The organism is Dactylosporangium cerinum (assembly GCF_042653625.1).
GTDB lineage: Bacteria > Actinomycetota > Actinomycetes > Mycobacteriales > Micromonosporaceae > Dactylosporangium > Dactylosporangium cerinum.
The window spans coordinates 196,488-218,708 of the sequence record NZ_JBHSIU010000086.1 but is presented as its reverse complement, the minus strand read 5'-3'; the positions used below and the strand labels follow the sequence as shown (position 1 = coordinate 218,708).

General features: G+C 72.1%; 25 protein-coding genes. 5 read left to right on the top strand and 20 right to left on the bottom strand.

Annotated elements, in window-relative coordinates:
- Positions 1-19 precede the first annotated feature (19 nt).
- From ACFPIJ_RS50000 to ACFPIJ_RS49985, 4 genes are all read right to left on the bottom strand, one after another.
- Positions 20-733: a uracil-DNA glycosylase gene (locus tag ACFPIJ_RS50000; RefSeq protein ID WP_380126530.1), complete on the bottom strand. Its 714-nt coding sequence runs from the start codon at positions 731-733 to the stop codon at positions 20-22.
- 9 nt (positions 734-742) lie between these two features.
- The gene (locus ACFPIJ_RS49995; RefSeq protein ID WP_380126529.1) at positions 743-1,687 is read right to left on the bottom strand and encodes an HAAS signaling domain-containing protein; all 945 of its coding nucleotides are present in this window, start codon (positions 1,685-1,687) and stop codon (positions 743-745) included.
- Positions 1,684-2,007 (bottom strand): PadR family transcriptional regulator, encoded by a 324-nt coding sequence (locus ACFPIJ_RS49990; protein WP_203845204.1) that lies wholly within the window; start codon positions 2,005-2,007, stop codon positions 1,684-1,686. Before ACFPIJ_RS49990 ends, ACFPIJ_RS49995 begins: the two co-directional genes overlap by 4 nt.
- A gap of 101 nt (positions 2,008-2,108) precedes the next feature.
- Positions 2,109-2,708 (bottom strand): LppU/SCO3897 family protein, encoded by a 600-nt coding sequence (locus ACFPIJ_RS49985; protein ID WP_380126528.1) that lies wholly within the window; start codon positions 2,706-2,708, stop codon positions 2,109-2,111.
- A 155-nt stretch (positions 2,709-2,863) separates the two neighbouring features.
- On the opposite strand from ACFPIJ_RS49985, the gene ACFPIJ_RS49980 reads away from it, so the two are divergent.
- Positions 2,864-3,286, top strand: coding sequence for a hypothetical protein (locus ACFPIJ_RS49980; protein ID WP_380126527.1), 423 nt, complete (start codon positions 2,864-2,866; stop codon positions 3,284-3,286).
- 10 nt (positions 3,287-3,296) lie between these two features.
- Here ACFPIJ_RS49980 and ACFPIJ_RS49975 read toward each other — a convergent pair whose 3' ends face one another.
- Together ACFPIJ_RS49975 and ACFPIJ_RS49970 are read right to left on the bottom strand one after the other, a co-directional pair.
- Positions 3,297-4,220 carry a Ppx/GppA phosphatase family protein gene (locus tag ACFPIJ_RS49975; protein WP_380126526.1) on the bottom strand — a complete coding sequence of 308 codons (924 nt, stop codon included), beginning with the start codon at positions 4,218-4,220 and terminating at the stop codon, positions 3,297-3,299.
- Positions 4,221-4,229: 9 nt separating this feature from the next.
- Positions 4,230-4,727, bottom strand: coding sequence for an amino-acid N-acetyltransferase (locus ACFPIJ_RS49970; protein WP_380126525.1), 498 nt, complete (start codon positions 4,725-4,727; stop codon positions 4,230-4,232).
- Between the two features lie 33 nt (positions 4,728-4,760).
- Between ACFPIJ_RS49970 and ACFPIJ_RS49965 the strand changes: the two genes are divergently transcribed.
- The 3 genes from ACFPIJ_RS49965 to ACFPIJ_RS49955 all read left to right on the top strand — a co-directional run bounded on the left by ACFPIJ_RS49965 (position 4,761) and on the right by ACFPIJ_RS49955 (position 7,026).
- The gene (locus ACFPIJ_RS49965; RefSeq protein WP_380126524.1) at positions 4,761-5,231 is read left to right on the top strand and encodes a cellulose binding domain-containing protein; all 471 of its coding nucleotides are present in this window, start codon (positions 4,761-4,763) and stop codon (positions 5,229-5,231) included.
- A gap of 42 nt (positions 5,232-5,273) precedes the next feature.
- Positions 5,274-6,017 (top strand): hypothetical protein, encoded by a 744-nt coding sequence (locus ACFPIJ_RS49960; protein ID WP_380126523.1) that lies wholly within the window; start codon positions 5,274-5,276, stop codon positions 6,015-6,017.
- 67 nt (positions 6,018-6,084) lie between these two features.
- Complete coding sequence (locus ACFPIJ_RS49955) at positions 6,085-7,026, top strand: phosphotransferase (RefSeq protein ID WP_380126522.1); 942 nt, start codon at positions 6,085-6,087, stop codon at positions 7,024-7,026.
- Positions 7,027-7,280: 254 nt separating this feature from the next.
- On the opposite strand, the gene ACFPIJ_RS49950 is transcribed toward ACFPIJ_RS49955, so the two are convergent.
- From ACFPIJ_RS49950 to pdxR, 5 genes are all read right to left on the bottom strand, one after another.
- Positions 7,281-7,790: a DUF501 domain-containing protein gene (locus ACFPIJ_RS49950; protein ID WP_380126521.1), complete on the bottom strand. Its 510-nt coding sequence runs from the start codon at positions 7,788-7,790 to the stop codon at positions 7,281-7,283.
- Entirely contained in the window at positions 7,787-8,332 is a 546-nt protein-coding gene (locus ACFPIJ_RS49945) for an FtsB family cell division protein (RefSeq protein WP_380126520.1), read from the bottom strand. The genes ACFPIJ_RS49950 and ACFPIJ_RS49945 overlap by 4 nt, the downstream gene beginning before the upstream one ends.
- A 62-nt stretch (positions 8,333-8,394) precedes the next feature.
- Complete coding sequence (gene eno, locus ACFPIJ_RS49940; RefSeq protein WP_380126519.1) at positions 8,395-9,672, bottom strand: phosphopyruvate hydratase; 1,278 nt, start codon at positions 9,670-9,672, stop codon at positions 8,395-8,397.
- 86 nt (positions 9,673-9,758) lie between these two features.
- Positions 9,759-11,372: a DUF885 domain-containing protein gene (locus tag ACFPIJ_RS49935; protein WP_380126518.1), complete on the bottom strand. Its 1,614-nt coding sequence runs from the start codon at positions 11,370-11,372 to the stop codon at positions 9,759-9,761.
- A gap of 32 nt (positions 11,373-11,404) precedes the next feature.
- Entirely contained in the window at positions 11,405-12,772 is a 1,368-nt protein-coding gene (gene pdxR / locus ACFPIJ_RS49930; protein ID WP_380126517.1) for a MocR-like pyridoxine biosynthesis transcription factor PdxR, read from the bottom strand.
- Between the two features lie 69 nt (positions 12,773-12,841).
- Between pdxR and ACFPIJ_RS49925 the strand changes: the two genes are divergently transcribed.
- Positions 12,842-13,723, top strand: coding sequence for a DMT family transporter (locus tag ACFPIJ_RS49925; RefSeq protein WP_380126516.1), 882 nt, complete (start codon positions 12,842-12,844; stop codon positions 13,721-13,723).
- 42 nt (positions 13,724-13,765) lie between these two features.
- Here the strand turns inward: ACFPIJ_RS49925 and ACFPIJ_RS49920 are convergent, their stop codons facing one another.
- Genes ACFPIJ_RS49920 through ACFPIJ_RS49880 form a run of 9 tightly spaced genes read right to left on the bottom strand, consistent with a single transcriptional unit; the run spans position 13,766 to position 22,179 of the window.
- Complete coding sequence (locus tag ACFPIJ_RS49920; RefSeq protein ID WP_380126515.1) at positions 13,766-14,701, bottom strand: nucleoside triphosphate pyrophosphohydrolase; 936 nt, start codon at positions 14,699-14,701, stop codon at positions 13,766-13,768.
- Between the two features lie 6 nt (positions 14,702-14,707).
- Positions 14,708-15,403 carry a hypothetical protein gene (locus ACFPIJ_RS49915; RefSeq protein WP_380126514.1) on the bottom strand — a complete coding sequence of 232 codons (696 nt, stop codon included), beginning with the start codon at positions 15,401-15,403 and terminating at the stop codon, positions 14,708-14,710.
- A 2-nt stretch (positions 15,404-15,405) separates the two neighbouring features.
- On the bottom strand, positions 15,406-16,479 hold the full coding sequence (locus ACFPIJ_RS49910) for a glycoside hydrolase family 26 protein (protein ID WP_380126513.1): 1,074 nt from the start codon (positions 16,477-16,479) through the stop codon (positions 15,406-15,408).
- Positions 16,480-16,500: 21 nt separating this feature from the next.
- Positions 16,501-17,247: a class I SAM-dependent methyltransferase gene (locus tag ACFPIJ_RS49905; RefSeq protein ID WP_380126512.1), complete on the bottom strand. Its 747-nt coding sequence runs from the start codon at positions 17,245-17,247 to the stop codon at positions 16,501-16,503.
- Complete coding sequence (locus ACFPIJ_RS49900) at positions 17,244-18,716, bottom strand: lipopolysaccharide biosynthesis protein (RefSeq protein WP_380126511.1); 1,473 nt, start codon at positions 18,714-18,716, stop codon at positions 17,244-17,246. The genes ACFPIJ_RS49905 and ACFPIJ_RS49900 overlap by 4 nt, the downstream gene beginning before the upstream one ends.
- Positions 18,713-19,600, bottom strand: coding sequence for a sulfotransferase domain-containing protein (locus ACFPIJ_RS49895; protein ID WP_380126510.1), 888 nt, complete (start codon positions 19,598-19,600; stop codon positions 18,713-18,715). The genes ACFPIJ_RS49900 and ACFPIJ_RS49895 overlap by 4 nt, the downstream gene beginning before the upstream one ends.
- Before the next feature lie 2 nt (positions 19,601-19,602).
- Complete coding sequence (locus ACFPIJ_RS49890) at positions 19,603-20,811, bottom strand: hypothetical protein (protein ID WP_380126509.1); 1,209 nt, start codon at positions 20,809-20,811, stop codon at positions 19,603-19,605.
- On the bottom strand, positions 20,808-21,287 hold the full coding sequence (locus tag ACFPIJ_RS49885) for a hypothetical protein (protein ID WP_380126508.1): 480 nt from the start codon (positions 21,285-21,287) through the stop codon (positions 20,808-20,810). The genes ACFPIJ_RS49890 and ACFPIJ_RS49885 overlap by 4 nt, the downstream gene beginning before the upstream one ends.
- Entirely contained in the window at positions 21,247-22,179 is a 933-nt protein-coding gene (locus ACFPIJ_RS49880; protein ID WP_380126507.1) for a hypothetical protein, read from the bottom strand. Before ACFPIJ_RS49880 ends, ACFPIJ_RS49885 begins: the two co-directional genes overlap by 41 nt.
- Positions 22,180-22,221: the final 42 nt, after the last annotated feature.

Sequence of the window (22,221 nt, the reverse complement as noted above, 5' to 3'; positions counted from 1 at the left end):
GACATCCCGTCGGTCAGCGTCATCCGATCCCGGCGAGTGCCTTCGCACGGGTGAAAACCTCGTCCAGCATTCCTGGCGTGAGCCTGCCGGTAAAGGTGTTCTGCTGGCTCACGTGGTAACAACCGAGCAACGCGGGGGCGGCGCCTGGTTGCCACGGGGCATCGTCGGCCTGCCACAGCGCGCCGTGGCCGAACGGTACCTTCCGTGCCGGTGCTACACCGTAGACGGCGCGCAGGGCGGGCCAGAACGCGGCCCACGCGAACCCGCCCAGCGCGATGACGACCCGCAGGTCGGGGCGGATGAGGGCGAGCTCGCGGTGCAGGTAGGGCGCGCACGTGTCGCGCTCCGCAGGGGTCGGCTTGTTGTCCGGCGGCGCGCACCGCACCGCGGCGAAGATCCGGGTGCCGGTGATCGTGAGGCCGTCGTCGCGGCTGACGCTGGTCGGCTGGTTGGCGAGGCCGGCCCGGTGCATCGCGGCGAAGAGGACGTCACCGGACCGGTCGCCGGTGAAGATGCGACCGGTCCGGTTCCCGCCGTGCGCCGCGGGTGCCAGGCCGAGGATGCCGATCCTCGCGTCGTGGGCACCGAAGCCGGGGACCGGGCGGCCCCAGTACTCCTCGTCGCGGAAGGCGGCCCGTTTCGTCGCCGCGACCTCCTCCCGCCACGCGACCAGCCGGGGGCACAGCCGGCAGTCGCAGATCTCGGCGTCGAGGAGGTCGAGGTCGTCGGTCACGCCCCAAAGCTAGCGGGACGGGCTCACGGCGGGCGGCGACACTGACGGCGACGGCGAGGCGGTGACCGAGGGGCTGGCCGAGGGGCTGGCCGAAGGAGTGGCGGACGGTGCCCCGCTGTCCGCCGGCTCCGGGGTCTCGGCCGGCCGCGGGGTGCCGAAGCACAGCGGGTAGGTCGCCGGCCTGGACCCATCGCCGGTCATGCAGCGCCAGTAGTCGCCGACCTGGATCGGGTTGCCGTTCTGGTCGTACAGGGTGATGCGCTCCAGGTGGCGGCCCTGTTCGTCGACCGGGAAGACGTTGGTCACGCCGGACAGCGGACCGCCGGCGGTCGGGTAGTAGTTCTGGGAGGTGTACTGCCGCAGCAGGCTGGGCGCGTTGGCGACGACGAACAGCGTGCCGACGACGGCGACCGCGGTCGTGGCGAACCCGATCCAGCGCGGCAGCCGGGGCACCCCTGTGGCGCCGATGCGGACCGACACGACGATCGCCACCGCGATGAACAGCCAGCCCAGTGGGTCGTCGAAGCGTTCCGTCGGCAGGATGTCGGTGGCGAAGATCAGCACCACGATCGCGACCGCGCGGGCGATCCACCAGGCGGGGCGCAGCAGCCGCAGGAACTCGGTGGCCCGCGGGTAGCCGATCACCTTGCCGGCGCGCTTGTCGAGGTCCGGCAGAGCGGCGACGAGCCGCTCGTAGTAGACGACCAGCGGCGCCCGGTCGGTGTCCGGGGCCGGACCGGTGTCGAGGCCGGCGGCGGCGCGCAGCTCGGCGGCGTAGGTCGCCGGCGGGCCGAGCCGGTCCACGAGGGGGCCGCCCTGCTCCTCCAGCACCTCCGCGAAGTGCGCCGGCAGGTCTTCGAGGAGCTCGTCGCGGGTGTCCTCGGGCAGGTCGGCCAGGGCCGCCGCGACCCGCTCGTAGTAGTAGTCGATCTCGATCGTGGCTGCCTCGGTCACGACGTCTCCCCGATCAACTGGTCCATGGTCGTGGCGAAGCCCCGCCACACCTTGCCCGAGGCGCCGAGCTGGGTGCGGCCGGCCGCGTTCAGCGCGTAGTACTTGCGGTGCGGTCCCGACTCGCTGGGGACCACGTAGGTGGTGAGCATCCCGGCCTGGAAGAGCCGGCGCAGGGTGCCGTACACGGAGGCGTCGCCGACCTCGTCGAGCCCGGCCGACCGCAGCCGGCGCAGGATGTCGTAGCCGTATCCGTCCTCGTCCCGCAGGACGGCGAGCACGGCCAGGTCGAGGACCCCCTTGAGCAGCTGGGTGGTGTCCACGTGAAGCACAGTACTGTGCATTGCGCACTACTATCAAGTACGGGCATGCAAAAGGGCGGCCCGCGTGTCGCGGACCGCCCTTCAGTGACGGACGTCTGTGGTTACTTCACCGGCGAGAGGCAGAGGGCCTGGCCGCTGGCGGCGTTGGTGCCCTGCCAGAGGACGGACTCGGCGCCCTTCTCGATGTAGTCGTTGCAGACGGTGGTGTCGTTCTTCAGCGACTCGGCCCGGCTGACGCCGTCCTTGATACCGACGACCTTGTACTTCGCCTTGGTGTCGGTGCACTTGACGATCTTCAGGTCCACCTCTTTGGTGTCGGTGCCGGTGATCTCGTCACCCTCGAGGCAGTCGCCGACCTTCGCGTTGGTGGAGCTGCTGTTGATCTCGTCCTTGATCGAGTCGAAGACGCTGTTGCCGGTGAACCACAGGATCGCGCCACAGGCCACACACAGCGCCACGACGATGCCGATGATGATCAGCGCGATCTTGCCACCGCGGCCCCGGCGGGGCGGGGGCGGCGGGGCACCGAAGGGCGCGCCGGGCGGCGATCCGAACTGTGGCTGGTCGCCGTACTGCGGGGCGCCGTACTGCGGCTGCTGACCGTACTGGGGCTGCTGACCGTACTGCGGCTGCTGGCCGTATGGGTCGCCACCACCGGGAGGCGGCGGGTAGCTGCCGGGCGGCGGGTACTGATCTGACATGTGGTTCCTTCCGGGTATGCCGCAAAGATCACCCTAACGGGCGAAGTGGTCCTGGGCCTGCAAAAGCGACCCACCAGCCCGCGGGAGACGGCTCACGATAACCGCAGACGCCTGATGCATACAGTCCAGTGCGCGGGCGTATTACGGTGTGCGCCGTGACCGATCTGCTGAAGCGCCTCGCCTCCGGCCCCGGTGTCTACCGTGGGCGCGGTGACGGGCTGGAGTCCGGACCGTTCGTCGCCCGCATCAAGGTGACCTCGGTGGTGCGCGGCAACGCGATCACCCTCGATTACGAAGCAGTCAGCGACAGCAAGGGACTGCAACACGTTGAGCACACGATCCTCACAGCGAGTGAGGCCGGACGGCTCGAACTGCACGTCACGTGCCTGGAATTGCCCGGTGTGACCAGGTTCGTGGAACACGAGGCCGGCGTCTTCAACGCGTACGAGGGGCCCATGCCGGCGAAGATCATCATGACGATGCCGGCCGAGGGCGTGCTCACCTACGGCTGGTGGTGGTCCCGCGACGACGCCGAGCCGCGCGAGCAGTCCCGCGCCGAGGTGCGCCGCACCGGCTGAGGCCGGCTGATCAGGACTGACGTAAACACGACATAGCCACGCCGTCCAGAATGTCCGACTCCGAGGCGACCACGGCCTCGGCGCCGGCCCGCTCCAGGATGATCCGCAGGATCAGTGCGCCCGCGCCGATCACGTCCGCGCGGCCCGGGTGCATGACGGCGTTCTCCAGCCGCTGCTCCGGCGTGGCGGCGAGCAGGTCCGCGGTCACCTTCGCCACGTCTGCGGTGGAGACCCGGGCCCGGTGGATGTGCTCGGGCACGTATTCGGTCAGGCCCAGCGCCAGGGCGGTCACGGTGGTCACCGACCCGGCGAGGCCGACGAACGTGCTGGCCCGCCCGGCGTCGACTGCGGCGAGGGCCCGGTCGACCGCGCCGATGATGTCCTTCTCGGCGGCCAGGATCTGCGCCGGCGTCGGCGGGTGGTCGTGCAGGTGGCGCTCGGTGAGCCGGACGCAGCCGATGTCGACGCTGATCGCGGCCTCGACGCCGGCCGTGGTCCCCACCACGAACTCGGTCGAGCCGCCGCCGATGTCGAAGACCAGGAACGGTGGCTTCGCCTGCAGGCCCTGCACGGCGCCGGCGAAGGTGAGCCGGGCCTCCTCGTCGCCGCTGACGACCTCCGGGGCGAAGCCGAGGGTGGCGGTGACCATCGCGCGGAAGTCGTCGGCGTTGGACGCGTCCCGGCTCGCGCTGGTGGCGACCATCCGGGCATGATCGACCCCGGCCGCGGCGATCTCGGCGGCGTAGTGGACCAGCGCCACCCGGGTGCGCTCGATCGCCTCCTCGGCCAGCCGGCCGGTCCGGTCGACGCCCTGGCCGAGCCGCACGATCCGCATCTGCCGGGTGACGTCCACGAGGGACCCGTCGGGCTGGACGTCGGCGATCAGCAGGCGGACGGAGTTGGTGCCACAGTCGATCGCCGCAACCCGGGTCATGCGTGCAACCTACAGATGCAGCAGCATCCGGTGGTTGCCGAGGGTGTTGGGTTTGACCCGCTCCAGGTCGAGGAACTCCGCGACACCCTCGTCGTAGGAGCGCAGCAGCTCCTCGTAGACCTGGTGGGTGACGGGGGTGCCGTCGATCGGCACGAACCCGAACGAGCCGAAGAACCGTGTCTCGAACGTGAGCACGAACACCCGCCGCACACCGATCTCCCGGGCCGCCGCCAGGAGCTCCGCCACGAGCTTGTGGCCGATCTTGTGGCCGCGGATCATCGGGTCGACGGCGACCGTGCGCACCTCGGCGAGGTCCTCCCACATCACGTGCAGCGCGCCGCAGCCCACGATCACGCCGTCGCGCTCCGCGACCCAGAACTCCTGGACCGCCTCATACAGCGCCACTGTCGGTTTCGACAGCAGCCGCCGGTCCGCCACGTACATGGCGACCAGCCTCCTGATGCCCCGCACATCTCCGGTCCGGGCCCGCCGGACGGTTACCTCCATGACCGTCAGGGTAGTGGCGCGCGGATGTGGCATATGACACGTGAGCGCGTGCTCGTCGTCACCGCGTCGGTGGCGACCGTCATTGCGGGCACCATGACCGTCATGTACCTGACCCGCGACCCCGGCACCCGGGTGGTGACCGTCGAGCGGACCCAGCTGGTAACTCCCAGCGCGAGCGCCGCCCCGGTCCGCAGCGGCGGGGGCGTGAAGGCGGGCTACGCGGTGCGCAGCAAGTGGAAGGACGGCTTCAACGCCGAGGTGACCGTCACCAACATCGGCAGCCAGCCGCTGCAGGGCTGGACGGTGCAGTTGCAGCTGCCGCCGGGCGTGGACCTCACGTCGACCTGGGGCGCCGCCGCCGAGCACAAGGCAAACAAGGTGACGCTGCGCTCCCAATCGTGGAACACCTACCTGGAGCCCGGCGGCTCGATCCGGATGGGTTTCGAGGCCAAGGGCAAGGCCGCCGATCCGGTCAGCTGCACCGTCAACGGGTCGCCCTGCTGACAGTTCGTTGAAAGACCCGGTGACCGGCCCCACATTGGCGGCATGCATCGTGCCGGTTCCCGAATCCTCGCCGTCGTGCTCGCGTCCGTGCTCGGCGCCGGCGCGCTGGGCTGCGGCCTCCTCAACCAGGTCAAGCAGACCGTCGACAACGTCTCCGCAATCACCGACCTCGCCGACCGGATGGGCAAGTCGGGCAACCTGACCTTCACCGCCGAGTACAAGACCGATGACGGCACCGCGACGACCGTGGTGCAGCAGCCGCCGAAGGCCGCGTACATCGGCAAGGACGGGCGCTTCATCCTCACCGAGGACACGCTGCTGGTCTGCACCGGCAAGACCGGCCAGAAGGTCGTCTGCCAGAAGAGCGCCGTGCAGACCGGCCAGCTCTCCTCCGCCGACCAGGCCGCCTACCTCTCGGCCGTGGCCGGCGGCGGCTTCATCAACACCGAGATGGCGCTCGCCCTGATGACCGCGGCGGCCGTGGTCCCGGGCGTCAAGATCGCCAAGAACACCGCGACGATCGCCGGCCAGAAGAGCGACTGCCTCGACGTCACCGGCATCCCCCAGGACGCCAACGCCGGCCCGAACGACGTCACGGCGAAGGAGTTCCACGTCTGCGTCGCCGAGAGCGGCCTGCTCACCCGCTTCAAGGGGGTCGGCACCGACGACAAGGCGATCGGCGTCGAGCTCAGCAAGTACAGCGAGAAGGTCGACGCGCAGGCGTTCGTCGCACCGAAGGGCGCCCAGATCGTGCAGAACACCGCACCGCCGGTCGCGGGTAAGTAAAGTTTCCTGCCGTGCTCGGTGGCCGTCGGGCGGCGGAGGTGGCGGTGCTGCCGTAACGTGCAGAACCGTGCTGACGCCGCCCGCTGGTCTCACCGAAGACGCCCTCAAGGAGGCCCTGCGACTGCAATGGGGCCTCCCCGTCGCGTCGCTGGGATACCGTGCGGTCGGCTTCGGCAGCCACCACTGGGAGGTCGCCGACGAGGGCGGCAACCGCTGGTTCGTCACCGTCGACCAGGACGCCGACGTCGGACGGCTCACGGCGTCGCTGAGCGTCGCGGTGGACCTGCACGCCATCGGCCGGACCTTCGCGGTCGCCCCCGTGCCGACCCGCGCCGGCGCGCCGCTCTTCGTCCACGGCGACTTCGCCGTCACCGTCTACCCGTTCGTCGACGGCCAGAGCTTCGACTGGAACGCGTTCCGCGGCCCCGACCACCGCCAGGCCACCCTGGACATGATCATCCAGCTGCACACCGCGCCCACAATCGTCCACCGGCACGCCCGCGTCGACGACTTCGCCGTCCCCGGCCGCGGCGAGATCGAGGCGGCGCTCAAGGCCCCGGGCCCCGACTGCGGCCCCTACGCCCGCCTGGCCGCGGAACTGCTCGCCGGACACCGCGAGGCCCTGGCCGGCCTCCTGGCCCGCTACGACGAGCTGGTGCTGGACAGCCACGGCGAACCCGTCCGCGCGGTGCTCACCCACGGCGAACCGCACTCCGGCAACACGATGCTCACCCCGAGCGGTTGGCGTCTCATCGACTGGGACACGGTCCTGATCTCCCCGCCGGAGCGCGACCTGTGGCTCATCGAGCCGGGCGACGGCTCGATCTTCTCCGCCTACGCCGCCGCGACCGGCGTCCTGCCCCGCCCCTCGACGATCATGCTGTACCAGCTGCGCTGGGCCCTGACCGACATCGCCGTCGAGGTGCGCCGCTTCCGCCGCCCGCACACCGGCACCGCCGACGACCTGGAAGGCTGGGAGATCCTCCGCTCGGTCGTCACCCGCATCTGAAGCTGTTCACTGTCACCCGCCTGCGGCTTCGCCGAAGCTCGCCGCCCCACCGCTCCGCGGCGGGTCCCGCCGGGGGATTCTCACCCCGGACCCCCAATGCTCGCTGCGCTCGCACAGCCGCGCGTGCCGCGCTGGCTGGGACGGCGCATACGCGCCCATCCCGTGGCCGGCCTCCGCCTCAGGGCGCCGCTCTCGTGATCCGGTCGACCTTGTGCACCCAGGGGTGCACAAGGTCGACCGGATCACGGAACGTCTCAGGTGGGCGGAGGGACGCAGGGGCCGGCGGCCCACCACTCGGCGGCCAGGGCGAGGGTCTCGTCGCCGAACGGGTTGACGCCCGGGCCGACCGCGAGCGCGTGGCCGAGGTGGACGTGCAGGCACTTCACCCGGGTGGGCATGCCGCCGGCCGAGACGCCGTCGATCTCGTCGACGTGGCCGACCTGCTCGCGGCGGCGCAGGTAGTCCTCGTGGGCCGCCTCGTAGGCCTTGCGCAGGTCAGGATCCGCCGCGAGGCGGGCACCCATCTCGCGCATGAGACCCGAGGACTCCAGCCGGCTGCACTCGTGCACCGCCCGGGGGCAGGTCAGGTAGAACAGGGTCGGGAACGGGGTGCCGTCGGGCAGCCGCGGGGTGGTCTCGACCACGTCGGGCAGGCCGCACGGGCAGCGGTGCGCGACCGCGCGCGTGCCGCGGGGGGCGCGGCCGAGCTGGGCGGCGACCACCGCGAGGTCGGCGTCGGTCGCGGGCTCGAATTCCGAAGTCATGCTTTGTCCGCCGCCTCGACGCTCGACCACAGTTTGTTGTACCAGGGACGCGGCGCCTTCGCGGCGCCCGGGATCGCGGTCGGGTCGGTCTGCCGGTTGCGCGCCGGGTCGACCACGACGTAGGGCTTCTCGCCGGGCAGGACCATGTGCAGCCGCTGACGGGCCTGGCTGATCACGTATTCGTCGTCGTTCCACTTCGCCGCCCGCTCCGCCATGTCGGCGATCTTGGCGATCTGCCGCTCCTGGCTCTGCTCCAGGGCCGTGATCTCGGCCTGCTGGGCGAGGTAGACGCGGACCGGATAGGCGTAGGCCAGCAGCAGGACCAGCAGGACCAGGCCCAGGACCACGGCACGGTTGGTGAAACGTCTCGGCTGCGGGGCGCGGGTGCGCAATGCGGCACCGCCGGAGGACACGGCCCGTCTGGCGACCGTCGGCCTGACCGGTGCCCTGCCCGCCCCGCCGGCCCCGGCGCGCTGCGCGCCGCGGGGACCTGAGGCTCTGGTGGGCGCGCCGCGGCCGCCCGGCCTGGTGCGCTGCTGCATGCCTCCCCCTTGTGGAACACGCCCGCGGCCCTCGGGAGGAGGGCCGCGGACATGAAACCGGACTAACGGTACCGCGGGAACGCGCCCCGACCGGCGAACCGCGCCGCGTCGTCGAGCTCGTCCTCGATGCGCAGGAGCTGGTTGTACTTGGCGACCCGCTCGGACCGGGCCGGGGCACCGGTCTTGATCTGGCCGCTGCCGACCGCGACGGCCAGGTCGGCGATCGTGGTGTCCTCGGTCTCACCCGAGCGGTGGCTCATCATCGTGCGGAACCCGGCGCGGTGGGCCAGGTCGACGGCGTCGAGCGTCTCGGTGAGCGAGCCGATCTGGTTGACCTTGACGAGCACCGCGTTGGCGGTGTCGGTGGCGATGCCACGGGCGATGCGCTGCGGGTTGGTGACGAACAGGTCGTCGCCGACGATCTGGATGCGGTTGCCGATCGCGTCGGTCATCGCCTTCCAGCCGTCCCAGTCCTCCTCCGACAGCGGGTCCTCGATGGACACGATCGGATACGCGTCGACGAGCTGGGTGTAGTAGGCGATCATCTCGTCGGAGGACTTGGAGCCGCCCTCGAACTTGTAGCCGCCCTCCTTGTAGAACTCGGTCGCGGCCACGTCGAGCGCGAGCACGATGTCGCTGCCGAGCGTGAAGCCGGCCTTCTCGACGGCCTCGGCGATCAGGTCGAGCGCGGCGGCGTTGGTCGGCAGGTTCGGCGCGAAGCCACCCTCGTCGCCGAGGCCGGTGGACAGGCCCTTCTTCTTCAGGACCGACTTCAGCGAGTGGTACACCTCGGCGCCGGTGCGCAGCGCCTCGCGGAAGGTCGGCGCGCCGATCGGGGCGATCATGAACTCCTGGACGTCGACGTTGGAGTCGGCGTGGGAGCCACCGTTGAGGATGTTGAGCATCGGCACCGGCAGCAGGTGCGCGTTGGGGCCGCCGAGGTACTTGAAGAGGCTCAGACCGGCCGAGTCGGCGGCGGCCTTGGCGACGGCCAGGGAGACACCCAGGATCGCGTTGGCACCGAGGTTCGACTTCTCCGGGGTGCCGTCGAGGTCGAGCATGGCCTGGTCGATGAGGCGCTGCTCGGTGGCGTCGAAGCCGCGCACGGCCTCGGCGATGCGCTCGTTGACGTTCTCGACGGCCTTCTCGACACCCTTGCCGAGGTATCGCTTCGAGTCGCCGTCGCGCAGCTCGTTGGCCTCGAAGGCGCCGGTCGAGGCGCCGGACGGGACGGCCGCGCGGGCGAGGGTGCCGTCGTCGAGGACGACCTCGACCTCGACGGTCGGGTTGCCCCGCGAGTCCAGGATCTCCCGCGCGCCGATTGCTTCAATCGTGGCCACTGTCACTCCTTGCAGACAAAGATTGGTCGGCCGCCACGGTGCGGCACCTTGAGCCTATCGGTTGCGCGGATCTTGCTGACCCGCACCTACAGGTTGAGCAGGGTGCGCAGGTGGCGGGGCGGGGGCGAGCCGTGCGCGAGCATCTGGTCGTGCCAGTCGCGCAGCGTGACGTCCACCGGCCGTTCACCCGCGATCTCACGCACCTCGGTGTAGCCCACGAAGTACGTCGACAGCTGGGTCGAGGACAGCAGCGCGCGCCGCCACTTCCCGGCCGCCTCCCCTTCCTCCTGGAACCCGGCGCCCATCATCAGCGCCATCGCCTCCTGCTCGGTCATCCCGTCGCAGTGGATCCGCTGGTCGATGATCGCGTTGATGCTCATCCGCAGCTGCATCTTCAGCTGCTGCAGGCGCACCGGCAGGCCACCGAAGCCGCGCTCGGCCATCAGCTCCTCGGCGTAGACCGCCCAGCCCTCCACGAACGGCCCGGACCAGCCGATCGCCCTGGCCCGGGTGCGGCCCCGGAAGCGGCGGGCGTGCGCGAGCTGCAGGAAGTGCCCGGGAGTCGCCTCGTGCACGGTGAGGTCGACCAGCATGTGGTTGTTGTACTCACGGTAGAACGACGCGACCCGCTCCGCGGACCAGTCCGACGGAGTGGGTGAGATGCAGAAGAACGTCGGCAGCTCCGCCGCCTCCAGCAGGCCCGGCGGGTCGCAGTACGCGACGGCGACGCCCCGCGCGAACTCGGGCATCTCCATGATCACGAGGGGGTCGTCGATGAGGGTGACGAGGTCGTGGTCCCGCACGAACGCGGTCGCCTCGTCCAGGGACACCTTCGCCAGGTCCACGATCGAGTCGTTGTCCGGCACATCAAGCGCCGCCTGGGCGAACGCGGCGCGCACCGTGTCGTCGGTCTCCGGGCCGCCGGTCAGCTCGGCCGCCGCGGCCCGCAGCTGCGCCGTCACCCGTTCCAGGTTGGCCTCGGCGCGGGCCAGCACCGTCGCGGCGCCGAGCTCCGTGTCGAGCGTGTGCCACAGCCGGGCCTCCCACAGCCGCCGGCCGAGGCGCGGGTCCCGGTCGGCGGCGTCGACCCGCCCGCGCAGCCAGGCCGCGAAGTCGTCGAGCTCGGCCGCGGCCCGTTCCTGCAACGGCCGCACCACGTCGGCCAGCCCCGGCGCCTCTTTGAGCAGTTCGCCGAGCTCATCCCGTACCAACCGGGCCGTGCCTTGAAATTGTCCTTGTGCGGTCTCCAGGTGCACCTTCGGCGAATCTGTGAGGGTGGCGCGGGCGGTCGCGAGTGCGTCGGGGATCGCCGAGAGCCGGGCCGCGATGGACACGAGCCGCTCCTCGGCGGGCGCGAACGGCCGCGAGATCAGCGCGTCGAGCAGCGTCGCCGGGTTGTGCACGAGCGGGTTCCACTCGTGCTCGCGGATCTCCGTCCGCTCGAACAGCATCCGCTCGACCCGGGCGAGGAGCACCGCGTGGTCGACCTGCTCCTGCGGGTCGAGCAGGTCCAGGTCGACCTGGGTCAGCGCGGCGGAGGCGTCGCGGAGCATGTCGACGTCGCCGGCGACCGCCTCCGCGGACAGGTCGGGCAGCCGGTCGTCGAACCGGTGGTCGCCCGCCGACGCCGCGAGCCGGGGATCCGACTCCAGCAACGCGTCGGCGATGTGCTCGGCAAGGGGCACGAAGTCATGCGGCATGCCCTTGAACCTATACCGGACCCAGAGCGGACCTAGACGAGTCCGGCGAGCGTCCTGACCGCCCTGGCGAGCTCGTGCGGCGTGTGCGCGGCGTACCCGAGGACGAGCCCGGGCGGCCCCTTGCGCACCCGCAGCGACGACAGCGCGAGCGGGCCGAGCCCGCTCTCCAGCGCTCGCTGCGCCACGGCCCGGTCGTCGGTCCCCGGTGGCAGCTCGATGACCAGGTGCAGCCCCGCGGCGATCCCGCCGATGCGGGCCCGCGGCAGGTGCCGGCGCAGCGCGGCGACGACCGCGTCGCGGCGCTCCCGGTGCAGCCGGCGGGCCCGGCGCAGATGCCGGTCGTAGCCGCCGCCGGCCAGGAACTCCGCGAACGCCAGCTGCTGCAGCGCCGGGCCGCCGTTGTCGGCGTCGGCCTTGGCCGCGCACAGCGCCTGCAGGACCGCCGCCGGTGGTGCGAGCCAGCCGAGCCGCAGCCCGGGCGCGAGGACCTTGCTGACCGAGCCGACCAGGGCGACCCGGTCCGGGGCGAGGCCCTGCAGGCAGGCGACGGGCTCGCGGTCATACCGGTGCTCGGCGTCGTAGTCGTCCTCGACGATCAGCCCGTCGACCCTGCGGGCCCAGGCGATGAGCTCGGTCCGGCGCTGCGGCGCCAGCACGACACCGGTCGGGAACTGGTGTGCCGGGGTGACCACGACCGCCTTGCACCGGCTGCGGCCGAGCGCCCGGACGTCGAGACCGTCGCCGTCGACCGGCACCGGGACGACCTCGAGCCCGAGCCGCCCGAGGTGGTCCCGGAGCGCCGCCGGGCCGGGGTCCTCCAGCGCGATCCTGCGCACGTCCCGCCCCTGCAGCACCTTCGCCAGCAGCGCCAGGCCCTGCGTCACACCGGCGGTCACGATCAGCCCCTCCGGTGCCACCAGCGCGGCGCGGACCCGTCCGAGGTAGCTGGACAGCTCGCGGCGCAGCCGCGGCGCGCCGGTCGCGTCGCCGTAGTCGAAGTCGGCGTCCAGGGCGCTGGTCAGCGCCGTCTCATAGGCCCGGCGCCACGCCGTGCGCGGGAACATCCCCAGGTCCGGCACGCCCGGCCGCAACGGCGCGACCGTCGCCGGCCGGTCCGGCGGGTCGCTGCGCCGGCGCGGGACGGCCGTGGCGACGGCCGCGACCACGGTGCCGGACCCGCGCCGGGTCAGCAGCCGCCCCTCGGCGGTGAGCTGCTCATACGCGCCCACGACCAGCCCTCGCGACACGCCGAGGTCGGCGGCCAGGTCCCTGGTCGACGGCAGCCGTGTCCCGGGCGCCAGCCGCCCGCGGGTGATCGCCTCCCGCAGCGCGCCGACGAGCTGGTCGCCAACCCGCGGCCGAGTGCGGTCAAGCTCGACCAACGCCTCCCAGACCGACAAAGTGGACCTCCAAACGCGGGGCTCGGTGGCACTGTAGCGTGGACCACTGCCGATCGTAAGTTCACCGTCATGAACCGGCTGTACACCTTGTACTGCGTGCTGACCTGCGCGATCCTTGGCTCTTCCTTCACCGTCAGCCGATCGCTGGTGGACTATCCGGTCCTGACCGGGCAGGCACTGCGCTACACCCTCGCCGCGGCGGCGCTCGCCCTGCTCACCTCCTGGCTGCGGCCCACCGGACGCGAGCTGGTGCGGCTGGCCCTGGTCGCCGCGACCGGCCTGGTCGGTTTCAACGTGCTGCTCATGTACGCCCTCCGCCACGCCGACCCGGCCGCCATCGGCACGATCGTCGGGGTCAGCCCGCTCCTGCTCGCGCTGCTCGGCCCGCTGCAGGAACGCCGCCGCCCGTCGGCGCGCCTGCTGCTCGCCGCCACGGTCGTGGTCCTCGGCGCGGTCCTCGTCGAGGGCGGCGGCCGCATCGACGCCCCCGGCCTTCTTGCCGCTGTGGGGGTGCTGCTGTGCGAGGCCGCGTTCTCGCTGCTGGCCGCGCCGCTGCTGCCCCGCCTCGGCCCGGTCCGGGTGTCGGCCTGGAGCACCGCCCTCGCCGTGCCGCTGCTGCTGGTGGTGCTGCCGTTCAGCGGCGAACGCCCCCGGCTGCCGACCGCGGGTGAGGGTTCGGCGCTGGCCTTTCTCGGGCTCGTGCTGACCGTGGTCGCGTTCGTCTGCTGGTACACCGGCGTCGCCCACCTCGGCGTCGAACGCGCCGGTGTCTTCGTCGGGCTGGTGCCGGTGTTCGCCCTCGCCACGGTCGCCGTCACGGACCGGGTCGTCCCCGACCCCCGCCAGCTCGCCGGCGTCCTGGCCGTCGCCGCCGGGCTCGTGATCGGCCTGAGGCGAGCCAGCCGGGACGCCTCGAACCCGTCCGCGACGCCGGCGCCGGCGACTGCCTGATCGCGACGACGGCCAGGATGGTCGAGCGCCGCTGGTGGATCCCTACTCGGCGCGGCGGACGGCGTCCATATAGGACAGGGCGGCGGTGCGCAGGGCGGCCTCCGCGTCCTGGCCGGTCTCGTGCGCCTGGACGACGAGGGCGAAGAGCGCCGCCCCGAGCGGGTCGGCGGGGGTGAAGGGGACCGTCAGGCCGGCCCGGGCGACGCGGTGCAGCAGCTTCGCCACGAGGGCCAGGGCAGGCTGGGAGAGGGCCACCCCGTCGACGGCGGAGGCACGGGACTTCTCGGCCTGTTTGATCTGCTCCCAGTTGGCGATGATGTCGTCGATGCCGCCGACCTCGGTGTCGGCGAAGACGTGCGGGTTTCGCCGGATGAGCTTGTCCACCAGGTCGCCCGCGACGTCGTCGAGGGTGAATCCGGCGGTCTCCTCCGCGAGGCGGGCGTGCAGGACGACCTGGAGCAGGACGTCACCGAGCTCCTCGCGCACCGCGTCCAGGTCCTCGTCGCGGATGGCGTCGTAGAGCTCGTAGGACTCCTCCAGCAGGAACGGCGCCAGCGAGGCGTGGGTCTGGGCCCGCTTCCACGCGTCGCCGGTCTCGGGGTGCATGAGCCGGTCCATGACCGTGACGGCGTCCAGGACGCGGGCGCCGGGCGGGTCCCAGGAGCCGTAGAGCAGCTCGAGCTCGGCCAGGCCGGGCTCGCGGGCCAGCCGGAGGCCCAGGGACCGGGCGAGGTCCTCGTCGCCGTCGGGTGAGGCGAGCCAGACGAAGGTGCCGTGCGCGGCCAGGGCGTCGAGCAGGACGTCGACGGTGGGCTCGACGACGGTGACCGACGCGCCGGCGGCACGCAGGGCGGCAACCTGCTCGGAGTCAGCGGCGGTGAGCACCGGATGGGCGCGGATGAGATCCCACGCCTGGGCGGTGAGCACGCCGGCCGGGAGCCGGGGTGACGTCACCAGCAGGATCACGCTGCCCGGCACGGTGCCTCAGACCTCCTCGAAGGACCCCGCGGAATCCGGGGCGACAGTCAGGTGCACCAGGATACTGGCCCGCGCGGGGCCGCCGGTCTGGCCGAGGTTGACCTCGACCGGCAGCCCGTAGGTGAGCCCGGCGTAGCGCGGGTTGACGGTGATGCCGGAGGTGGCGACGGCCTCGTCGAGCAGCCGGCGCAGGGCGATCATCCGGCCGATGCTGTCGCGGTTGAGCAGGTACTGGACCTGTTCGAAGGTGTACCGCTCGGAGACCGGGCGGCCGCTGGGGAAGTACAGCGCGTCGAAGGCGGCGCGCTGCTGGTCGCGGCCGGGTTCGACGGGGGTGACCGACTGGGCCAGGGTGAGCAGGACGTTCTGGGTGTCGGTGACGAGGGACACGATCGGCGCGTCGGTCGGCAGGTCGTAGTACTGCGCGACGGCCGACGTGGTGGTGGTCCGGGACAGCGGGAGCGAGCGTTGCTCCGCGAGCCGCCCGCCGACCTCACGGATGATCATCGAGCCGAGGACGTAGCCGGTGACCTCGCCGCGCTGGGCCGGGGCGAAGGGCAGGTCGGCGGCGACGCTGCGGACCTCGTCGATGGTGACGGTGTCCTCGCCGAGGTAGGCCGCGACGTTCGGGTCGGACCGGCAGCCGGCGAGGAACGCACACGCGAGGACCGCGACCAGCGCGAGGACACGGAACCGAGGCATGATCACTTCTTTCTGGACCTGGCGCCGGCGGCAGCGGCGGTCATCGGCGTGTAGTGCGGGTCCTGGGCGAGCGAGGTGCGGAACGCGCCCAGGACCGTGGGGTCGTCGGACACCTGGAACTGCTGCGTGGGGCCCTTGTTGTCGGTCGGGTCGGACTCGAAGTACATGACCGCCCGGATCTGCGGGTTGGCCTTGAAGGTCGCGGACGCGTCCGCGAGCCAGGTGGCGCGCTGCTCGGTGCCCCAGGCGCGGGCCACCCCGAACTCGCCGATCATCACCGGCTTCGTCGGGTGCTGCGCGCAGAACTGCAGGAACTCCCGCATCAGCGCGCCGATCGTGTCGTACCTGGTGCCGGCGTAGACGTCGACGCAGTTCCAGTCGACCTGGTCGTCGCCGGGGTAGAACTCGTCCGCGTAGCCTCCCTGGAAACCCTCCACGGTCGGGCACCATACCCAGGACGCGTTGGTGGCGCCCTCGGCGGTGAAGATGGCCCGCACATACTTCCACGCCGCGACGTAGTCCGCGCCGGACCACATCTGGGCGCGCAGGTTCGGGCGGTCCATCTCCCACCGGTACCGCAGCAGCACCGGACGCCCGAACGCCTTGAGCTCGCGGGCCCGCTCGCGGATGAGCTCGTCGTAGCGGCCCATCGTGATGAGCCGGGTGTCGCCGCCCGCCCACGACAGCATCAGCGTCGTGCCGCGGGCGGCGAACTGCTCGTCGGAGGCGTTGAAGAAGTTCTCGTCGAAGCGGCGGTACGTGTTGACGATCGCCATCTTCCGGCCGACCGACTTCTCCCAGGCGGTCATCGCGGTGAGCCGGCCGGACTCGGTGAGGTGTTCCGGCCGGACCCACGCACCCAGGTAGGAGCCGCGCTTCGGGGGTGCGATGGGGCCGGCCGCGAACGGACCGGTGGAGGTCGCGATCGCCGGCGGAGCGCCCGGCGACGCCGGCCCGGAGGAAGGCGCCGGCCTGGGTGCCGGTGTGTCCTTCGTGGACATGACGCTGAGGGTCACCGCCGTCGCCCCGGCCACGACGGCGACCACGACGGCGGCGATCAGCCCGATCCGCTTCACTGCGAGCACTCCCTCCGTGAACTACCTGGGTATCCGGCGGGCCACGTACAGCACGTCGGTGGCCACGCCCGACAGGCGGCCGCTGCGGGCGGCGAGGTCGTCCGCGCGGCGGGCGACCGGTCGCAGCCATTCGCGGCGGTACGCGCCGGCCGGGCACAGTGCGAAGCCGCGCCGCTCGACGACCTCGAAGCCGTGCCGGGCGAGCAGCTGCTCGACCTCGGCGTGGTGCAGCTCGGCGAACCACTGGTTGGCGCGGTTGGAGCGGTGCCGCAGGTGCCGCAGCGACGAGCGGTTGCCGTGGTTCTCCACGACCAGCAGGCCCGAGTCGGCCTCCGGCAGGATCTTCGCGGCGAACGCGATCGCCCGGTCCCGGACGTCCTTCGGCGCGTTGAGCAGCAGCCGGAACACGGTGACGAGGGCCGGTCCGTCCACAGTGGCCGGCTCCGGGACCGGTCCGTCACCGTCGACCTGGTGCAGTTTCGCGTAGACGCCCGCCTCCTGGGCCTTCGCGAGCATCTGGGCGGACACGTCGTAGCCGTGCGCCGCCCGCACGACGCCGTGCAGCAGCCTGATCGCCCGGCCGGTGCCGCACGCGAAGTCGTGCTGGACCGGCCGGCGGGCGGTGAACTCGCGGCGGACCAGGCGGCGCAGGAACGCGCGTTGCCGGCCGCTCACCGCCGTCGAGTAGGTCTCCGGCGCGTAGACCACCCGCTCGTACTTGTCGACCGCCGCATCCGACTGGAAGACCTCCGCGTAGTCAGTTCTCATCGTTCCCCCTGCATCAGAACGTGCCTCAAACGCACGGCCGCGTAGCCGTACGCGGCCGCACCCGCCCCCGTGGCGGCGAATTTCACGAACAGCCCGTGGACCGGCAGCACGGCCAGCTGCGGCACGGCGAAACACGATGTGGCCAGCCCACCGGCGAGCAGCGTGGCTCGGCCGAACGGGTGCAGGCCGAGGCCGCGGACCACCTGGACGAGGGGGACCAGGTTGTTGACGAGCACCGCCGCGCACAGGCCGACGGCGGCCCCGAACGCGCCGTGCCGGGGGATCAGCAGCGCGTCGACGCCGAGCATGGTGACCAGGGCGAGACCCACGTTGGCGAGGTTCCACCAGGTGCGGCCGGCCATGGCGAGCACCACGTCGACCATCCCGCACGCGGTCGCGACCATCATCGTCGCGGCGAGCAGCCGCACGATGTGCACGCCGCCTTCGTAGTGCTCGCCGAAGAGGTCCAGGTACTGGTGCGCGTAGGTGAACATCAGCAGGTACAGCGGCCAGCAGGCGAGGACGACCCACGCGGTCGCCTGGCGGTAGAGCAGGTTCGCGCCGGCCGTGTCCCGCACCGCGAGGCGTTCGGCGAGGCGGGGCTGGACGGACTGGGTGACACCCTGGTTGACGAACTGGCCGAGAATCACGAAGCGGCCGGCAACGGCGTACATGGCGGCGGGGGCGAGGCCGGCGAGGGCCGCGACGAGCAGCACGTCGACGCGCTGCAGCGCCATCTGCGCAAGGCTGGCGACGGCGCGGGGCGCGGTGAACGCCCAGAACCGCCGCGGGGTGAAATCCGAAATATCGGTTTTATCTGAGGAAACTGCCCCGCGCAGCCGCGTCAGCGCGAGCCCGGCCAGCAGCGCGGCGGGCAGGTACGGCAACGCCCACAACGCGGCGAACACGTCCGGCCCCCAGCCGAGCGCCCAGACGAGCGCGAGCAACACCAGCTGAAGACCGGGGCGCATGACCCGGTCCAGCAGCACGGTGGGCCGCATCGCGCGAAGCCCGCGCGTGGCGGCGAGCAGCGCGTCGCTGAGCGCGGCGAGGGGCAGGAACACCGCGAGGGTCCGCACCAGGTCGGCCCGGCCGGGGACGAGGTCCGCGGCGAACCACAGCCCGCCGGCGATGACCAGCGCGGCGACGGCCAGGGGGACCAGCGCGGTGCGCAGGCACTGGCCGAGGCGGGACAGGTCGCCGACGGCGCGCATCCGGGCCGGCCAGTACACCAGCGACGTCTGCACACCCAGCTTGGCGACGGTGACACCGAGGCCGAACACGGCCGTGGCGGCGAAGAACGCGCCCGCGCCGTGCGGATCGAGGGCGCGGGCGGCGAGCCAGGTGACGCCGAGCCCGGCGACGCCGGTGCAGGCGGTGCCGGCAAGGTTCGCCAGCCCACCCCGGGCGGCGCCGCGCAGCATGCCGCTGGGCGTCTCCAGGGTGGGTTTGGTGAGCGTCGCCGTCACGCCGGACTGTCCGCTGTGGACAGCCAGGAGGGGCGGTGGCCGAGCCAGGTGGCCAGGCGCTCGTCGAAGGGTGCGTAATGCGCCGCGAGCTGCGACGCGATCGAGTCGTCGAGGCGGTTGCGGGGGCGGGCGTTGTGCCGTTCGAACGCCGGGTACTGCCCGACCCGCGGCAGGCCGAGGAAGTCCAGGACGGCGTCGTACACCGGCTCGGGGCGCAGAAAGAACTCGGTGCTGTCCACGACGTGGACCCGGTCGCGGCCGAGCAGCGCCGCCATCGGCTCGATGTACTCGATGTACTCGCCGCGGGCCCGGTAGGCGTGGTGCTGGTGGGCGAAGCTGTACGCGCTGGGGTCGTTGAGCAGCAGCTCGCGCTGCCCGGCGAGCCGGGAGGGCTCCAGGGCGAGGGCGCGGCCGAAGTCGACCTCCGGCTCGAAGCCGCGGGCGACCTCGTGCGCGTGCTGGGAGTAGGCGCGCTCCACCGGGTCGCGGACGAGCACGACGAGCTTCACGTCGGGCAGGTCGGCGGCGATCCTGGCGAGGGCGTGCGGGTGGTACATGTAGTACGGGCTGGACTCGAACGTCTGCGCGGGGACGCCGAGCTCGTCCTGGATCCGCAGCGCCCGCCGCTGCAGCGGGAAGTGGCCGCGATACCAGCGCAGCCCGTGGTGATAGCCGACGTCGAAGTAGTGCACGCCCTTGTGCAGCACGGCCTTGATGACGGCGGGGTGCGCGGCGAGGGCCCGGTAGAGCGACGTGGTGCCGCAGCGCTGGCCGCCGCAGATCAGGAACTGCGGCAGCATCCGCCGGCTGGCGGTCAGCTGCCCGTAGTTGCGGGATCCGAAGTGGACGATCCGCTTCATCGTGTCGGGAATCTGCACGGGCATGGTTACAGTGCCTCCACTCGCGCGACGAGAACGGGCAGCAGCCAGCTGCCGAGCACGCCCAGCCGGGCGCCGGCCTCCGCCTGCCGGTCGGTGACGTACCGGGTGGCCAGGTCGATGAGGTAGAGCAGGGTGGTCACCTCGACCGCCTGACGGTGCACCACGCCGAACGGCAGCAGCAGCTCGGGCGCGGCGTCGATGAGGTCGTTGACGCACCTGGCGGCCGACGGGGACCGGCCGAGGCCGGCCTGCAGCGCGTGGTGCAGCGCGTCGTAGCCGATCGGGACGCCGGGGGTGAAGCGTTCCCAGTCCCAGACCAGGATCGTGTCGGTGAGGCAGGCCATGTTCCACGGGGACCAGTCGCCGTGCCAGGAGCCGTAGGTGAGCTGGACACCGCCGGCGGAGCGGGCGATCCGCTCGGCCGCGGCCCGCAGCGCGCCGCCCTCCGGGTGCTCGGCGACGGCGTCGAGCCGGGCGCGCAGGCGGGTCCAGTAGCCGCTGTCGTCGAAGCGGCCGCGCCGGGTGCCGCAGCAGGCGGCGACCTCGCGCATCGCGTTGGCGAGCCGGGGCGCGGTCAGCGGGGCCCGCGGCCGCCACACCGGCAGCGCCGACTGCACGAGGACCTCGTGCTCGCCCCACTGTCCGATGTGGAGCGCGTCGGGCACCCGCAGCGCCTTGAGGCCGGCGGTCGACACGGCCGCCAGGGCGTTGCCCTCGGCCTTCACCAGGGTCCGGGTCAGCGGCGAGGTGCCGAGCTTGGCGAACGCCGTGGTGGTGCCGTCGGCGGTGAGCAGCTGCAGAACCGGCTTGCGGTTGGCCCGCGCGGGTCCGATGTGGACGCTGAGCCGCACGTCGGTCTCCAGCACGTGGCGCAGGTAGGTGTCGATGGTGTCCGCGCCCGGCGTGATGCGCAGCCGGTCCCGCAGCAGCATCGACGACGCGCCCGTGCGCAGGGCGGCGACGACCGCGTCGCGCTTGAGCTTCGCCACCCGGGACTGGGGCTCGGCGTACCGGCGCACGGCGGCTGCGGCGAGGCGGCGGTCGTCGGCGGGCACGAGCAGCCGCGGCTTGCGGGCGTTCGGCACGACCAGGTACTCCACCGTCGCGGTCCCCTGCCCCGGGTACAGCAGGGCGAGGACCTCCTCGATGTACTGCGCGCGCAGCTGCTCGTCGTCGACCCGCAGTGCGGCCGGGGCGGTCTTCACGGGACTCATCGGCTCTCCAAACGGTTGCGCCACAGGACGGCGTACGCGAGGAAGGTCAGCGCCAGCGGGGAGACGAGCGCGTTGTACCAGAACATCGCGGCGAAGCTGGACACGATCGCGGCGGTGGCGGCGAGCCCGGCCGGGGTCGCGTCGCGCCGGAAGCGCCACAGCCCGACGACGAAGAAACCCAGGTAGGTGACGGTGCCGAGCAGCCCGTGCGCGAAGAGGAGCTGCCACAGCTGGCCGTTGCCGCCGATGGTGAAGTTGCCGCAGCGCTCGCAGTCGTCGCTCTCGCCGACCGCGATCGAGTTCCGGCCGCCGATGGTGTTGCGGGTCGAGCCGAAGCCGATCAGGGGCGACTCGGCCACCCCGCCGATGGCCTTCTCCGTGGTGTACATGCGGACCCCGTTGGACTTGCCGTCCTCCAGGCGGGCGGTGACCACGTCACCGAGCGGGGTCGTGGCGACGGCGACGGCGACGACCACGCCGGCGACCCCGACGAGGCCCCAGCGCGGCGAACCGCCCGCGCAGCGCCAGCCGCACCGCCACGTACAGCACCATGACCCCGAGCCCGATCCACAGTCCCCGGTTGAGTGAGTAGACGATCGGCGCCATCGCGACGAGCAGCGTCGCGACGGTGAACGCCTTGGTGCGGCGGCTCCTCGTGAGCGACCAGCCCGCGACGAGCAGCCAGCCGACCAGGAGGCAGACGTTGTTGCCCCAGGTGTTGGTGTACCCCCAGGGCGCGCCGGGCCGTGGGGTCTCGCCGCCGAGCAGGTTCATGATCTGCGCGGCGGTCGGGTGCACCAGCGACTGGATGAAGCCGTTCTCGCGCAGGTGGTGCGGCAGCAGCAGCTCCAGCGGCGCGGTGAACTCGAACGTCGGCACGGCCATGCCGAGCAGCCCGCCGGCGACGGTGACGACGAACAGCCAGGCGAGCAGCCGGATGAAGCGCCGCTGCGGCAGTTCGCGGCGGTCGACGTTGCCGGCGTACACCAGGATGACGGTCATCGCCAGGTAGCCGCCGAACCGGAACGCGAAGGACACCAGGCGGCTGGCCGCGGTGCCCGGCACGGTGCCGGTCGGGTCGGCGCCGAGGCTGAACAGCCCGAGACCGACCACGGCCAGGAAGAGCAGCCACAGCAGGAACCCCGGCGGCAGCTTGACGAACTGGCCCGACGCGCGGTGCCGCACCAGCGACACCGCCATCGGCACGGCGACCAGGAAGAAGATCAGGGTGCCGAGACCGAGTGCCCACCACAGCGGGTAGAGCATGAGCAGGCCGGTCACGGGCCAGGCGGGCAGCCGGTGCAGCTTCTTCGCCAGACCCGGTCCCGGTGCCGCCTGCAGTGAGGGGTGGTTCGCGAGGGCGGTCATACCGCCACCTCCGCTGCGCTCCGGCGTCGGCCTGCCCCGAAC